The organism is Viridibacillus sp. FSL H8-0110 (assembly GCF_038003565.1).
Lineage (GTDB): Bacteria > Bacillota > Bacilli > Bacillales_A > Planococcaceae > Viridibacillus > Viridibacillus arenosi.
The window spans coordinates 2386416-2402223 of the sequence record NZ_JBBOPJ010000001.1; the positions used below are offsets into that span (position 1 = coordinate 2386416).

At 34.8% G+C, this 15808-nt stretch carries 13 protein-coding genes; all 13 read right to left on the reverse strand.

The window, feature by feature from the left end; genetic code table 11:
* Positions 1–4: 4 nt before the first annotated feature.
* The 13 genes from MHH98_RS11920 to MHH98_RS11980 all read right to left on the reverse strand — a co-directional run bounded on the left by MHH98_RS11920 (position 5) and on the right by MHH98_RS11980 (position 15631).
* The gene (locus MHH98_RS11920) at positions 5–1213 is read right to left on the reverse strand and encodes a Ger(x)C family spore germination protein (protein ID WP_038181409.1); all 1209 of its coding nucleotides are present in this window, start codon (positions 1211–1213) and stop codon (positions 5–7) included.
* On the reverse strand, positions 1203–2837 hold the full coding sequence (locus tag MHH98_RS11925) for a spore germination protein (RefSeq protein ID WP_445684006.1): 1635 nt from the start codon (positions 2835–2837) through the stop codon (positions 1203–1205). The genes MHH98_RS11920 and MHH98_RS11925 overlap by 11 nt, the downstream gene beginning before the upstream one ends.
* Positions 2838–3476: 639 nt before the next feature.
* A complete protein-coding gene (locus tag MHH98_RS11930) occupies positions 3477–3956 on the reverse strand; it encodes a peptide ABC transporter substrate-binding protein (protein WP_076034928.1) in 480 nt (159 codons plus the stop codon).
* A 197-nt stretch (positions 3957–4153) separates the two neighbouring features.
* Positions 4154–5341, reverse strand: a complete 1188-nt coding sequence (locus tag MHH98_RS11935) for a M20 metallopeptidase family protein (RefSeq protein WP_038181400.1) — start codon at positions 5339–5341, stop codon at positions 4154–4156.
* A 30-nt stretch (positions 5342–5371) separates the two neighbouring features.
* Positions 5372–6769: a YfcC family protein gene (locus MHH98_RS11940; RefSeq protein WP_038181398.1), complete on the reverse strand. Its 1398-nt coding sequence runs from the start codon at positions 6767–6769 to the stop codon at positions 5372–5374.
* Positions 6770–6912: 143 nt separating this feature from the next.
* Entirely contained in the window at positions 6913–7665 is a 753-nt protein-coding gene (locus tag MHH98_RS11945) for an SDR family NAD(P)-dependent oxidoreductase (protein WP_038181396.1), read from the reverse strand.
* Positions 7666–7723: 58 nt separating this feature from the next.
* The gene (locus MHH98_RS11950) at positions 7724–9397 is read right to left on the reverse strand and encodes a M20/M25/M40 family metallo-hydrolase (RefSeq protein WP_340712924.1); all 1674 of its coding nucleotides are present in this window, start codon (positions 9395–9397) and stop codon (positions 7724–7726) included.
* A 47-nt stretch (positions 9398–9444) separates the two neighbouring features.
* On the reverse strand, positions 9445–10167 hold the full coding sequence (locus MHH98_RS11955; RefSeq protein WP_038181390.1) for an amino acid ABC transporter ATP-binding protein: 723 nt from the start codon (positions 10165–10167) through the stop codon (positions 9445–9447).
* Positions 10142–10822, reverse strand: coding sequence for an amino acid ABC transporter permease (locus MHH98_RS11960; RefSeq protein ID WP_412104682.1), 681 nt, complete (start codon positions 10820–10822; stop codon positions 10142–10144). The genes MHH98_RS11955 and MHH98_RS11960 overlap by 26 nt, the downstream gene beginning before the upstream one ends.
* 62 nt (positions 10823–10884) lie before the next feature.
* Positions 10885–11706: an ABC transporter substrate-binding protein gene (locus tag MHH98_RS11965; protein ID WP_340712926.1), complete on the reverse strand. Its 822-nt coding sequence runs from the start codon at positions 11704–11706 to the stop codon at positions 10885–10887.
* A 131-nt stretch (positions 11707–11837) separates the two neighbouring features.
* The gene (gene gcvPB, locus MHH98_RS11970; RefSeq protein WP_340712928.1) at positions 11838–13412 is read right to left on the reverse strand and encodes an aminomethyl-transferring glycine dehydrogenase subunit GcvPB; all 1575 of its coding nucleotides are present in this window, start codon (positions 13410–13412) and stop codon (positions 11838–11840) included.
* A gap of 24 nt (positions 13413–13436) precedes the next feature.
* A complete protein-coding gene (gcvPA, locus tag MHH98_RS11975; RefSeq protein ID WP_340712930.1) occupies positions 13437–14825 on the reverse strand; it encodes an aminomethyl-transferring glycine dehydrogenase subunit GcvPA in 1389 nt (462 codons plus the stop codon).
* 29 nt (positions 14826–14854) lie between these two features.
* Positions 14855–15631: an SDR family NAD(P)-dependent oxidoreductase gene (locus tag MHH98_RS11980; protein ID WP_038181377.1), complete on the reverse strand. Its 777-nt coding sequence runs from the start codon at positions 15629–15631 to the stop codon at positions 14855–14857.
* Positions 15632–15808: the final 177 nt, after the last annotated feature.

The window sequence follows — 15808 nt, forward strand, 5'->3', positions numbered from 1 at the left end:
TCCATTACTCCTTTGTTTCATATAGCGGTGAATTTCTCAAAGTCCCTAATCCTTTTGTCTTAATTTTCACTTTCACATTTATTTTTGCTTTAGGAAAAAACTCTTCTTCCCATTGACCTTTTATCTTTTCCCATTCTTTTGGGTGAGAACGATACATCGTTTCCCCAAAGCCTACTACATCAACTTGATATTTGTTTTGTAATTTCTCAATTAAGCTTTTTATTCTCTTTTCAATCTGTTTGCTTTCTTTTTCATTAATTTGCTTTAATGTATTGGAATCTGTTAAGTCGATTTGACATTCCACTTCTCCAATATTTTGTTCAACATTAATATTGACATCAAATTCAGGAATATCGTTTATTAATTTTACTTTTATTTCTGTTTTAGAATTAATAACTTCTGTTGCAACATTCCCGTCATTTTTTGGACATGAGACACTTTCTATCGTACTTTCTATTTCATCTCTTAAGTAATTATAACTTTTACTTTCTTCTTCATTTAAAATACCAACTAACTTATCCTCTTTAAAAATTGATAAACCACTGTACTTCAATAATGCAGGAGTATTAACAATTTCCATATTAGTTTGCTCATTCCCGATTTGTTGGTCCCCGATTATTTCTACGGTTGATAATGCAGCACTTTTAATTTCGCTACTTAGATGGTTGATTAATTGATCTAAACGCATCTTTGATGTTATACCAATTTTTTTCTGAGAAACCTCTAATGAAGAAAACAATTTATTGGCTGGAATCTTTTCTAAAGGCGTTAAAATATTCAAGACTTCTCTTGCAGTAGATTTACTTGAAACAACAATATAAAAATTATTCCGTACTTCATGATCCCTCGCTAGGAGGTCAAGCGTCGGTTTAATCCCATCAGTTGCCATCCCCTCACCGATTACCATCATTTGAAGATGAGATAAATAGATTGCCCTTGAAGATATTAACGTCATTTTTCTTATTGCTTCAAAAATTGTTTTACCCTGTGTTGTATATGTTACTACTGCTGTTCTACTACTTGATTGTTTAATTGAAAGTTCAGAAGGATCGACAAGTTGAACAGTAACTTCATATTGATCGTCTACTCTATCTATACCCAGCGCCACTCCAATTGCTAGTTCATTTAATTCACGTTTACTCCAACATCCTGTTAATAAAAGCGTAATTGAAAGTAGAAATAGGATAAACGTTATTTTTTTTCTAACTTTCACCTAGATCACTCCTACCCTTTTTTCGTACTAGCTTCTGTTCTCTCTTGATATTCTTTTGATTAACTAAACGTGGTCTTGTTAAAAGTGAATCACGTGAAAATAGTACAATTGCATCTTTTTGGTCAGATGGTATTAATGGTGCAAATGGTGCTGTATACGGTATACCAAAAGACCTTAAACTACAAACATGAAGAATAATTGCAAAGGCACCCATCATTACTCCGTACAAACCAAACATCGCAGCTAAAATCATTAAAGGGAATCTTAGCATACGAATTGAATTTGACATTGCATACGCTGGTGATAAAAAACTACAAATGGCTGTTATTGACACAATAATAACCATTACTGCTGAAACAATCCCAGCCTCTACTGCAGCTTGCCCAATGATTAATGTCCCTACTATGGATACTGCTGGACCGATGACTCTTGGCATTCGTAGGCCGGCTTCTCTTAATATTTCAAATGCTATTTCCATAAGGATTGCTTCGATAAATGCTGGAAATGGAACTCCTTCTCGTTGAAGTGCAATACTAATCAACATGGGAGTTGGTATCATTTCTTGATGGAAAGTGGTGATTGAAATGTACAAAGAAGGAATCATTAACGAAACAAATATTCCTCCAAATCTTAAAATACGAATTAAAGTGCTAATAATTGACCGTTGATAGTAATCTTCTGCCGCATGTAAAAAAGTTGGAAACAACGCTGGAACAATCAAAACAAATGGCGAACCATCCACTATGATTGCAACTTTTCCCTCTAACAGTGCTGCAGCAATAACATCTGGTCGCTCTGAATTATAAACGGTTGGGAACGGGGTGAATTTAGAATCTTGAATTAACTCTTCAATATAGCCGCTATCCAATATGCCGTCTATCTCAATTTGGTCTAATCTTTCAAGAACTTCTTTTACGATTTTATCGTTTGCTATTCCATTGATGTACATAATCGCAACATCTGTTTGTGTTATTTCTCCAATAACACTTGATTTTATCCAAAGATTAGGATCTTTTATCTTACGACGAATAAGTGCTGTATTCGTACGGAGTGTTTCAGTAAATGACTCCTGAGGTCCTCGAATGACTGATTCCGTACTTGGTTGTGATATCGCTCGATCCTTTGAACTTTTTGTACTTGTAGCAATACCTTTTGTTTGACCTTCTAATAGAATGACTGTTTCACCATTTAAAACAGCACGATATACACTCTGTAGATCAGTAACATCTTCCACATCACCAACTGTTAAGCAAAAATTTTTCAGATATTGAATGATATCTTCTTCGCGTGTTTCTGGTGTCGACTCTATATCTAGCATAAGCGATTCCATGATAAAATCTGTAATTGCAGTTTTATCAGCAAGACCATCAGCATAAATAATTGCAATCCGTTGTTTATCTGTTTTTAAAATATCTACTTCTCGGATAATAATATCGTTACTGTTTCCCATTGCTTTTTTGATGATTTTCACATTCTCAGAAAGGCTTTTAAGAAGCGGATCCTTAGATTTATTCTTTTTGGATTCAGGAGAATTTGAATTATTATTCTTTGAAAAGCTCAATTTGAATTCCCCTTTCAAATGGACATTAGTATTAGAAAAAGTATGTACTTGTTTACAAGTCATTAAACAAAATTTGTTATTGAAAAAAGTTGATTAACTTAAAAACCCCACTTCTACCAATCGAAATAGGTGAGAGTGGGGTTTTATATATAAAAAATTTTATTAGATTATTACTAAACTTTTTGAATCGATAGTTCATTACCGTTGTTGTTTCCTGTTCTTATGAGGTAGAAGCTTGCCACATATCGATATTAACCCATAAGTTTTTGGCATATATATTTCCATCCATTTCATGACATATCAGTTCCCCTTTTTATTCCTTATGGAAAATTTATTTCCTTAAGGAAACTTTATTATAATATATTACCTATTTCCGTTTTGGTTCACTATTCATAGGGGAAATTTATATTTATACCTATTTCAGCACAAAGTATGTACAAATGACTATCACAGTTCTTAGTTCACTTAACAATTTTAGAAAACCTGATGAAGGGACATATTGTAAACAATGAGTTTAGTCCTGTTAATGAAGATAAATTATTCAGTGAATTTGTTATACTGGTAGAAGAATGATATTTCTTCAACAGGTTCTAGTTAGATAAAAAGCTCTCTATAATTAAAACGCAAGGTTTTTACACCCTGCGTTTTTTGAGGTTTAGCTGTCAAATTTAGTTTAAATAGCACGCTTTAAGAAAAATACTTTTAGCTCACCCAAGATTCTCTTAGTTTCTTTATTCGCCAAGTTCCACCTTTGTAGTGAACTGTACTTTCTACTCCAATAGCCCCTTTTGCTGATCTGTATTTCGAACCATTAAAGAAGATATTGTTTTTTACGTTAAAATTAACTTTTTGAACTGTTAGAAGTACTCCGTCTAAGGTATCCTCATTATAATATCCTTTTTCTTTTAAATCATCGAAAGTTGCGTCCATTACTTTAACTTTATATTTATCTTCGAAATAATCTAGAATTGATTTTTTCTGTTTTTCATTTAATGCATCAAAATTACTCATATCAATAGCTATAAATTTCATATCATCATTCAATGATTTGTCTGTTTCCATAATGGCATTTAAAGCAATTGTATATATTTCACTTGCATGTTCTTTTGGATTTATGTCAGTGTTGCAGGCTATAAGTAAAAACGTCAGCATAAATAGCATTGCCTTTAGTCTATTTTTCATTTGCCTCCCCCTGATAAAAATAATTACGTATACTATTAAAAATCATTATAAAATTTAACACTTAATTCAGCAGCTACTTCTAGATAATCAACTTTGAATCATTTAGCATCTTATAGTTTTTCAAGATTGTGCTAGAAACGATTTTTTCATAACTAATACCTCTTTATTAAAACATTATCATTTTTTGTAATATTTTTCTAAATATTATTAGCTTGATATAGATTAATTAATTTTTCTTCACCCGCTAAAAAATGGATAACAGATTGTGAAATCAATGTAGCTGCTGGAACTAGCATTGACTCGTCGATATCAAATTTTGGATGATGGTGTCCATAGGTTTCCCCTGGTCGCCCAATACCAATATAAGTATACATACCCGGAATGACTTCTGTATAATTAGAAAAATCCTCGCTTCCAAGTATCGGAGTAATCTCCTCTACTCTTTTTTTACCGAATAATTGAATAGCATTTTTCTTCACCATTTTATAAAGCTGGTCATCATTCACCAATGTAGGGTCCCCATGTAAATACTCCAATTGATATTTTGCACCGAATGATTCACATAATCCACTAATTATTTTATCCATCCGATTATGGATCTTCTCAGCAATTTCTTTTCCGAATTGCCGCACAGTTCCCGCTATATAGGCTGTATCTGGAATAACATTATAGTTTGTTCCAGATTTTAATTCTCCAATACTTATAACTGCCTGTTCAAGAGGATGTAATGACCTACTAACAATAGTCTGTAACTGAGTAATAAATTGAGCAGCGATAATGGTTGGGTCCACGGTTTCATTTGGCATTGAACCATGTCCTCCACTACCAAAGATAGTGAGAGTGAATTTATCACACCCCGCCATTGTAGGGCCACTACGGACGCCTATTTTACCTAACTCTAACGGTTCCCATAAATGAAAACCAAAAATTGCGTCTGCATTTTTTAAACCACCACTTTTTACGACTTCAATAGCACCTGCTGGAACATCTTCTTCGGCGTGTTGAAATAGAAAACGTATTTTCCCTACGATTTTATCAGGATTTTCTTTAAAATAATGGATCAATCCTAATAAAATTGCCATATGTCCATCATGCCCACAAGCATGCATTACTCCTTCTATTTTCGAAGAGAAGGGTAAGCCAGTTTCTTCTAATACGGGTAGAGCATCCATATCGGCTCTTATGATAACAGTTTTCCCTGGTTGTAGTCCGGCTATTTCAACAGCAACATCTTTCCCAGAAAATGTGTAAGGTTTCAATTCTAATTTCTCTAATTCTTTTATTATATAAAGTCTAGTATTGACCTCATCATAAGATACTTCTGGATATTGATGAAAATGTCTACGGTAATCAACCATAGTTTGATGTAAATTAGTTAAAGTCATATATGAACCACCTCCTACTGCTTTCTTCAGTTATTGATAATTGATTAATTGGGCAATGGTTACAAAAATAGCACCTAGAACATAATGAATAACGATCAATGGCCAAATCCACTTCACCCATTTGATCCACGAGATACCTCCTAATGCTAAACCAGCCATAAAATAGCCAGAAGTAGGTGTGAAAATATTTGAAATACCATCACCAAATTGGAAAGCTAATACTGCTGTTTGACGGGTAACCCCTAACAAGTCAGATAACGGAACCATTATTGGCATTGTTAATGCGGCTTGGCCACTACCTGATGGGACAATATAATTCACTAAACATTGCACTATATACATACCAAGTGCAGCTAGTTGAGGTGGTAGGGAGTCTACAGCAGAAGCAAGCCCATATAAAATCGTATCCATTATAAGACCTTCTCTTAAAATAATTAGAATTGCATTCGCAATACCTACAACTAAAGCACCCATTATTAAAACCTCACAGCCTTTAATAAATGCTTCAGCCATACTACTAAAATTCATTTTTGAGACAAGACCAATAAGTATACCCATTATCAAAAACAGTCCTGTCATTTGAGTTAATCCCCACTCAAATTTAATGACACCAACAGCTAGCCCTACTAACGTCCCTAATAACACAAAGAAAGCGAGTTTGTGCCGTGTAGTAAAAGGAAATGTTTGGTTTGAATCCGAACTATCTATGAGTGCATTTTTTTCACCGAACATAACACTTGCCTTTGGGTTCTTTTTTATTTTATTTGCGTATCGCATGACATACCAAATACTAACCGTTAAGAAAATGACAAAAAAGATGATTCTTAAATACATACCAGAGAAAATGGGTAATTCTGCGATTCCTTGAGCTATACCGACTGTAAACGGATTCATAAATGCAGCAGTAAATCCAGCAGATGTTCCAAGTAGTACGATTGCTGTCCCTACCATCGAGTCAAATCCAATTAGAACTGCTAATGGGATTAGAATGGTGATATAAGGAATAGTCTCCTCTGCTAATCCTAGCATAGCACCTGATAATGCAAAGAAAGTCATTAATACTGGGATTAAGAGTTGCTCTCTCCCAGCAATTTTTTTCGCCATACTATGGACTGCACCTTCTATAGCCCCAGTAGCTCGCAATATTCCAAATGCTCCACCTACTATAAAAATATAAAAAATCAGCGGTGCAGTGGCAATCATCCCTTTATGAATTGACTCAAATACATTTAAAATTGTCGTTCGATTTTCTGGGATTTCGTGATAACTTCCTGGTACCACAATCGTTCTACCATCTTGTTCGATGCGATCAAATTCTCCAGCTGGGATAATGTAAGTACAAATAGCTCCAATTATAATGACAGAAAATAAAATGACATACACATGAGGAACTCTGAACCTGCCCTTTTTCTCTGTTTGCATTTCCATAATCAACACCCCTTTTACATTTACTTTCAAAACGCCTTATTAATAGTCTGTTATTCAATCTATTTAATAATCTAGATTCTATTAAATAAATTTGATAGAGTATTTGAATTAAGCGAAAATAAAGCAAGTATAGAATTATGTTGTTAAGCTAATTCTCCTCCGTCTACGGGTATATTTTGACCTGTAATATATACCCCCTCATCAGAAGCTAGGAACGCATAAACCCCTGCAATTTCTTCAGGAGTAGCATGTCTTTTAAGTGGTATATTTTCATTAACCTGCGCTAACATTTCAGGCGAATACTCGGCAATTTGCATAGCTGTTAACACATAACCCGGACAAACTGTATTTACACGAATCGTTGGTGCAAGTTCTAAAGCCATTGTTTTTGCTAAAAGGTTTACACCAGCTTTTGACGCATTATAATCGGCGTAATATGGATGACCTGTTATTCCATTTGTAGAGGCTGTCATTAAAATAACCCCACTACCTTGTATCAACATTCGTTTAGCTGCTTCTTGTGCTGTGTAAAAAATACCATCTAAATTAATACCAATTACTTTTTTCCATTGTTCTGGAGTGATGTCTATAAATTTATTTCTTATACTAATACCTGCATTTGATATTAATATATCGATTCCATCCATTGCCTCATCAACTTCTTTAAAGGCTTCTTTCACTTCATCAGGATTACTAACATCGACTAAAATCCCGTATTTGATAGCAGAATGTTCTTCTAAAGTCTTTTTTAATTGTTCTTCATTATTATCAAATATGGCTACAATTGATCCTTCTGCAGCAAATCGAAGCGATGTGGCTAGACCAATACCACTAGCTCCCCCTGTCACTACAACACGTTTATTTTGGAGACTATCTGAATATCTTCCGAATCCCATGAAACTTCACACCCTCTGCAAAAATTTTTCAATAAAATTAGTTATCTATATCCACTTTCTACTTTTCTACTTCAACAACTTCCATTCCTAATAACTTTCTTATTACTTGATTTGTTAAATTAGGAACTACTTCCATCGTGTAAGCTAGTTCTGTACGCTCATATCGATTATGTGCATCGTATCCATATGGACCAATGTTAATAGTTGGAACATTTATTTCACGGATTGCATCATAGTTTACATAATGCTTTGTGCCCCAACTTGGATTATTTTCAATAACTGCTTTTATATCATCTTCCCCATCACTTAATGCAACACAGCTCATATCACATACATAGGGGAAATAGTTGCGTGTTACTATAGGTTTTGAATAATGAGGTTGTACAATTTCAATTGCATAGTCCAATGCCTTTATCAAATTTTGCTCTTTTTCATTTTTCCTACTCAAATCGACACGAGGTGAATAGAGTGAAGAGTAAAATAGAATGATTGCTGGACTTTTATCCTTCATCCAATTCCATTCTTCTTCGACAACTCGTGCAGAAAACATCCGAACATCAAGCGTTTCATCTAATAGTAGATTTTCTTTAAATTGCTTCATATGGTTTAAGTATCTATCTCCATGAAGCTCCACCAGCGTTTTTTGCATATCTTCATAAACAATTACTCTAGTCTTCCAAGGTAATTCTGAATATGGTTGCCCACTTATTTCACAATATTTTCGATGTCTTTCTTTCATTGTATTAATCCCGTTTTCAAAGGCGATTTCCGCTTGTTCTTTCAACAAACAAAGTACCTCTTTAGGAGACCATGATTGGATAAAAAAATTATAGTAAACGTATGCTGATAAAGCTGTTTGAATCGTATAAGTTGGCTTAAAATCAGTTTGTTTCAACGAAACTGGCGGCATAGGCGTTTCACCGAGGGATTGATCGCATAAATCTGGATTATAACTAATCTGTCTCGTTAACTCCGCTGCAATATAATTTGGATCTAATCCTTCAAAACTAGATCCTGCATGTGTTTCAGCACCTGTGATAAAGAAAGAAGGTAATAGTTTACCGACTGTTCCTTTATAGATATATCGATTAGGGTCACCTTCGTAGCGAGGGGCAACGAAATCTGAATTGATTAATGCTTGATAATCAAAAAGATGTTCTTCCCTTAATCGTTTTAAATCCTTCAGACCAGATAAAACACCATGTGAACTATCTTCTTCGTCACATTCTGCAAAGAATACTAGATTACCAATAAGCTCTTCAGGATGTTCTGAATAATACTTTAATAAGTAGAAATGACTTGCAACTCCACTCTTCATATCCAAAACACCACGTCCAAAATGCCATTCATCTGATTGTAAATGTTCTTTCACTAAATCCGGAAGTTTCTCATTTGCAAGCGCTTTCTTTAATTCACTTGGTGAACATGCTTTATCTTTCAAATGACTAAAATCATCAATTCCTACAGTATCGGTATGACCCATTAAAATAACAGTCTTATTCGACTTTGCCTTTGTACCTTTGACAAAGGCAAAAACATTGTAGCGTTCGACTTTATCATCTTCTGTACGTGACATGAATACATGGGATGGGTTACTTTTGAAATAATTTTGTGAGAAGATTAAATCAAATAACCTCTTAGCAACTTCAATCTCTCCAGTAGTATTTACGATACTTTCCACTCCTACTAATTCATCCGTTACTTTCAAAACATCATCATAACAAGTCAACATTTAAATGCACTCCTCTAAAATAAATTACGGCCTCATATTAATTACCTTTATAAAACTTGCTGTAAAAAACGGATTGTTTTTTCTTCTTTTGGATTTTTGAAAAATTCAGATGGTGGTCCTTCTTCAATAATTTTGCCATCAGCCAACATAATGACACGATCAGCTACTTCCCTAGCAAAGCCCATTTCATGGGTTACGATGACCATCGTCATTCCTTCTTTTGCTAGATTTTTCATCGTTTCTAAAACTTCTCCTACAAGCTCTGGGTCTAGAGCAGATGTAGGTTCATCAAATAACATAACTTCAGGCTCCATAGCAAGGGCTCTTGCTATCGCGACTCTCTGTTTTTGACCACCAGATAGTTGATCCGGATAAAAGTTTGCTTTATCTGCTAAACCTACTTTTTGTAAAAGTTCCTTCGCCTTTCTTGTAGCTTCTTCCTTACTCTGTTTTTTCACATGAACAGGTGCTTCTATAACATTTTGTAAAATCGATAAATGTGGGAACAAATTAAAATGTTGAAATACCATTCCCATATTTTCTCGAACTTTATTTAGGTTCTCTTTTCCAGCATCGATCAATTTTCCGTTAATCTCTATTTGACCGCCATTATTAATTTCAAGAAAATTCAGACATCTCAGCAAAGTACTTTTCCCTGAACCACTCGCACCAATTAATACGACAACTTCTGACTTCTGTATTTCTAAAGAAATATCTTTTAACACTTCTAAATCACCGAATGATTTACGCAAATTTTTCAGTTTTATCATTTTTCTTCTCTCTCCCTCCAACATCTAATTTTTTCTCCAGCTTATTGAAAAGAAGTGTGAAGATTAGAACTAAGATTAAATAATAAATACCTACTACAAAATACGTTTCAAATGGCATATAGTTAGCCGCTTGGGCAGATAGGGCATGATTAAATAGTTCAGAAACTGCAATATAAGCCACCAACGATGAATCCTTCAATCCAATGATAAATTGATTTCCTAATGCTGGTATAGCTCTTTTAAAAGCTTGAGGAAGTATGATACGTCGCATTCCTAGCATATATGGCATACCTAATGAGCGAGCTGCCTCCACCTGTCCACGGTCAATAGATTGAATAGAACCACGGAAAATTTCAGCTATATAAGCTCCTGAGTGTATTCCTAATGCTAAAGCTCCTGCAGTAAAATCTGATAATACAAAAACACTTGAAATACCATAGTATAAAAACATTAATTGAACAATTAACGGCATTCCTCGAATTAAGAATATATATATATCTGCAATTTTTCCTAGTATTTTAATATTTGAGACTTTAAAGAATGCGAATACTAAACCAATAATAGTAGCAATTATTAATGATACAAAGGTAAGTTCTACTGTAATTACTGTCGCTTTTAAAAATTCAATTCCATGAGTTTGAAATATTGAAGTAATATTGGTTAAGAAGTTCAATAACAATCTCCTCCTTTCTCATTTTGTACTATTGAAATTAAACTCTATTTTTTATCAAGAAGATTTACTCCAAACCACTTTGTGCTGATTTTTTCATATGTTCCATCTTCAACCATAGATGCTATCGCTTCATTAATTGCTTTTAATAACTCTGGATTTCCTTTATTTATTGCAACTGCAATTTCTTCAGTTTTGATTACATCATCGATTGGTTTAATTTTCAATCCTGATTCTTTAATTGCAGAAACGCCAACAATACGGTCTGTAATTACTGCATCTACACGACCTGGCGGTAAATCTTGCAATGCATATATATCACTTGGAAAGTTCTTAATTTTAGTCGTATATTTTTTTGCATCGTCTGTATAAGTACTCGCTTGCATAACACCAATCGTTTTATCCTTTAAATCCGCTTTCGCCTTTAACTCATTATTCCCCTCAGCTACAAATACTTGTGCTCCCGAAGTGTAGTAAGGATCTGAAAAGTCTACTTGTTTAGAGCGTTCTTCTGTAGCGGTCATACTGCCAATAATCGCATCATATTTTTTCCCTTTTAACCCTTGTATAATCGTTTCCCATGGATTTGTTACTGGATTAGCCTCTAATCCAATTCGTTTTGCAATCTCAGTGCCAATTTCAACATCAAACCCTACTAATTTTTCGTTCTCTTTATAGTTTAGCGGTTTTAAAAGACCACTCATTGCGAAAGTCAATTTCCCCTTATTTACAAGATCCATCTTCACTTCATTATCAGTCTTTTCGTTTCCTTTAGAATTGCTTGAAGAATTACTGCTACAAGCACTTAAAACTAAAATAACTATTAATCCAACAAAAAGAGATAATAAAGCATTTTTATTCTTCTTCATTATTCATCCACTCCTTATTTTCATTGAATATAAATCAGTTTGACTCTACTTAAAAAACTTAAGAATTTTCAATTTTCGTTTTTTTCAGGAAACAAAGGCAATCAATTCTTATCAATTGATTGCCGCTCCCTCTACTTAATAAGTTCTGGTTTTAATACTTTCTTTTGATACATCCTCCACGTAATACACCATTTCTCAGGATTATCTAAATAATCTTCTTCAACTAGTTGATGAATTGTACTATTGGATGGGGCATTTTTTACAATTTCAGGATTGTTATATGCCTCATTTGAAATTTGCTGAAGCGCATTAATGTATTCATCTAAATCCGTTTTTGAATAGGATTCAGTTGGTTCAAGTGTAAATGGTTGTGGAACGATATACGGGTGGTGACTAGTCCAGTAATGGAGACCGAAATCAGTCATCCTTCTTTGTACATCTTCTGTAGTAATACCTGTTTCATTAGCCATCTGATCCCAACTATATCGCACTTGTTCTAGTCGCTGGCCTTTAACGTATGGAGCACTTGCACCACGAATTTTTTGTACTTTATGGTATAAGTAATTATTATTTAATACTGCCGTTTGGGCTACTTCTCGTAATCCATCTGGACCTAATGCGCGTATCCATGCATAAGATCTTAAAATTGTTTGGGCTACGCCATGAAATGCACGTACTTTGCCAATTGAGTGTTGTAGATTATCATTTAATGAATAGTTTTCACCATCATATTCTACAATGGGACCTGGTAAATATTCTTTTAATGCTTCAGCAACTCCTAAAGCTCCTGTTGCTGGCCCTCCACACATATGAGGTGCAGCGAACGTTTTATGAAGGTTAAAGAAACACATATCAAAGCCCGCTTCTTTTGCTCTTGTAATACCTAATAATCCATTTGCATTTGCTTGATCGTAATAACAAATACCACCCGCTTCATGTACAATCTTTGTAAATTCTTTAATTTTAGAATTAAAGATTCCTGTATCTTCAGGATTTGCTACTACAAACCCAGCCGTTCTTTCAGAAACAACTTCTTTTAATTTCTCAATGTCCGGGAAGCCATTTTCATCTGGATGTAATGTAATCACTTTATACCCTTTCACAACAGCTGTTGCTGCTTGTGATGGATGCGAGAAAATAGTTGTGATGATTTCATCACGCTGATCTCCTTCACCACGTGTCTCATGATATTTTCTAACAATTGAAGCCATCGCAAATAATGCCTGTGTTCCGCCACCTGGCTGGAATGAAAAAGCGCCCATCCCCGAAATTTCACGCATAAACAAATCTAAATTATGAATAATTTCTAACATCCCTTGTACAGTGCTTTCTTCTTGAAGTGGATGAAGATCCATCATCTTGGGATTTCTAATTAATAATTCATTTATTTTCGGGATATATTTCATCGTACAAGTACCTTGACCGATTTCTACATTAAAATCTGATCCCAGTGTTTCTTGAGACAGTCGTAAGTAATGGCGAAGCACACGAGCTTGACCAATTTCCGGAAGATTCGGTCTATTTTTTCTATACATAGATGCAGGAATAGTAGACACACCGTCACCAATTGTTGATACCACTTCTTCATTTGCTAGTGGGACTTCAACACCTTTTTCTCCCTCTTGATGAAGTTCAAAAATAATAGGTTCATTCCATTTTGCTTGATGAAAATCGCGAGTAGCTTCAGTTCTTTTTATTGGTTTCATTCTCAAAACTCCTTTTGTAGACGTTTATTTTGTTACAATCTCTTCAAGAGCCTCTATCAAACAATCCATATCTTCTTTCGTATGAACCTCTGTCACACAAAATAGAGCACATTGTCCATACTCTGGGAACTCCTTAGAAAGATCCTTACCACCAAAAATTTTCTTTTCTAATAACAGTTCATTAATTGTTTGAACCGAGATTCCCGTTTCGTTAAAGTCCACAATAAATTCTTTAAAGAATGGTGAAACAATTCTTGAACCTTGTATACCCGCAATTTTATTCAATTTCTTTACGGTGTATTGACTATTTTGCATAATGGTTTGCCCTAATTCATACATCCCCTCAGGCCCTAGTAAAGATAAGTACACGCCAGCTGTAATACCCCATAATGCTGTTTGAGTACCAACTGATTCTTTCCCTTTTTCTCTTTGAGCGAAAGAAGTCCTTTCATACGCCACGTCACCAAATCCATATTCCCCTTCTTTTATTGTTGGCACGATACCAAATAATCGTGATGGGAACTCATTAATGAATGTTTCTTCATCACGAGTAGCGATAAAACCAGCTTGGCCACCGCTGTAATTCATATGCATACCAAGTGGTTGTAGATCTCCACAAACAATATCAGCACCATAATGACTTGGTGGTGCCAAAACACCTAATGAGATAGGATCCACCCCAACTACAAGTAGTACATCATGTTCTTTAGCAATTGCAGAAATTTCATTTCCTTGAGATTCTATAAATCCTAAATAAGATGGATTTTCAAAGTAAATCGCTGCTACTTCATCTGAAATTTTACTTTTCAAGTCATCTAAGTCCATTAAACCTGTATCAAGATCGAAAGCAATATTAGTAAATTCGAGCTCTGGTGAACCATAGTTAGCAATAATCTTTGTTCTTTCTGGAGCAACTGTAGCTGCTATCAAAACTTTTTTTCTTTCATTAATGCGAGCGGCCATTCTAATTGAAGTTGCTGCAGCCTGCCCCCAATCGAATGTAGGCACATTCACAACATCCATATCTACAAGCTCCGCTAATAGACTTTGATATTCAAATAATGACTGAAATCTACCATGATCTTCATACGGCTCTCCAGCATAAGCTGTTAGAAATTCCGACCTTTGGTTAATTTCATCGCAAACCGCTGGAACAAAATGTTGCCAACATCCGGCACCTAAAAAGTTAATATAGTCGTTTGTGCTAATATTTTTCTTCAAAAGACCCTCAATATGTCTTCGTAATTCGTATTCTGTTAATGCTTTTGGTATATTCATCTCTTCCTTCAGCTGAAGTTCTTCAGGGATACATGAATATAATTCCATACTGTTCTCTACCCCAATTACCTTCAGCATTACTTCCTTAACTTTAGGGACCATATTTGGGATGTATGGGTGCACCTTTTTTGTCATAGTATTACCTCCTAATATTTTGGTTATCGTTATGCCAAGCCGCCACCGTCAACGATTAATTCCGTTCCTGTTACCCAACTAGATAAATCGCTTGCTAAGAATAGAACTCCCTTAGCAATATCTTGCGGTGTTCCTAAGCGTGCCAATGGACGGTTCACTGCGGAATCTTTTAAGAAAGAGCCTTCTTCGAGATTTAATTGTTGTGCCTCACTTCTCAATAACGGTGTATCTGTATCCCCTGGACAGATACAATTGACACGGATATTCTGTGGTCCATGGTCAATTGCCATTGCTTTTGTCAAATTGACAACACCAGCCTTTGCCGCACAATATGACGCAGCTTTGTCACCACCTTTTAGTCCCCAACCAGATCCGGTATTGATAATACTTCCGCCTGTACCTTCAGCCATAATAGGAATGATGTATTTAGATAGAAGATAAACACCTTTTAATGAGACATCTATAACTGCATCCCATTCATGTTCTTCTAAATCCACAACAGTTTTTCGTTTAATAATACCTGCATTATTGAAAAGTACATCTATATTGCCATATGATTGTTTAATCTCCTCACTTACTGCTTGGCAATTTGCTGCACTTGTCACATCACATTTTATAAATTGCGCTTGATAACCACTCTCCAGAATTGTTCTAGCGGCTTGCATACCTTTTACTTCATCGATATCTAGTAAAATGACACGCAAACCTACTTCAGCCAATAGCTCTGCTGTAGCATATCCAATTCCAGAGGCTGCTCCTGTTACAACTGCTACTTTGTTAGTAAGCTTAAAATAATCCATTTCCATGTAAAAACCCCCTTGAGCTGTTTTACTAGTAATAAAGCAAATAGCGTGCCAACTTTCATTCGTTATAATTCCTAGCTTTTGATCAAAAGAAAATTGTCATTTTGTCATTATTGACTGAAAATTGACAATTTTAACTCTATTCATCTACAATTATGACATCTTAATTATTCCATTATG

Bases quoted from the DNA above. Each gene is read 5' to 3' on its own strand.
- MHH98_RS11945 (WP_038181396.1), bottom strand. From the start codon at position 7,665: ATGGGATTCGGAAGATATTCAGATAGTCTCCAAAATAAACGTGTTGTA.
- gcvPA (WP_340712930.1), bottom strand. From the start codon at position 14,825: ATGACAAAAAAGGTGCACCCATACATCCCAAATATGGTCCCTAAAGTT.
- MHH98_RS11955 (WP_038181390.1), bottom strand. From the start codon at position 10,167: ATGATAAAACTGAAAAATTTGCGTAAATCATTCGGTGATTTAGAAGTG.
- gcvPB (WP_340712928.1), bottom strand. From the start codon at position 13,412: ATGAAACCAATAAAAAGAACTGAAGCTACTCGCGATTTTCATCAAGCA.
- MHH98_RS11980 (WP_038181377.1), bottom strand. From the start codon at position 15,631: ATGGAAATGGATTATTTTAAGCTTACTAACAAAGTAGCAGTTGTAACA.
- MHH98_RS11950 (WP_340712924.1), bottom strand. From the start codon at position 9,397: ATGTTGACTTGTTATGATGATGTTTTGAAAGTAACGGATGAATTAGTA.
- MHH98_RS11930 (WP_076034928.1), bottom strand. From the start codon at position 3,956: ATGAAAAATAGACTAAAGGCAATGCTATTTATGCTGACGTTTTTACTT.
- MHH98_RS11935 (WP_038181400.1), bottom strand. From the start codon at position 5,341: ATGACTTTAACTAATTTACATCAAACTATGGTTGATTACCGTAGACAT.
- MHH98_RS11940 (WP_038181398.1), bottom strand. From the start codon at position 6,769: ATGGAAATGCAAACAGAGAAAAAGGGCAGGTTCAGAGTTCCTCATGTG.
- MHH98_RS11965 (WP_340712926.1), bottom strand. From the start codon at position 11,706: ATGAAGAAGAATAAAAATGCTTTATTATCTCTTTTTGTTGGATTAATA.
- MHH98_RS11925 (WP_445684006.1), bottom strand. From the start codon at position 2,837: ATGACTTGTAAACAAGTACATACTTTTTCTAATACTAATGTCCATTTG.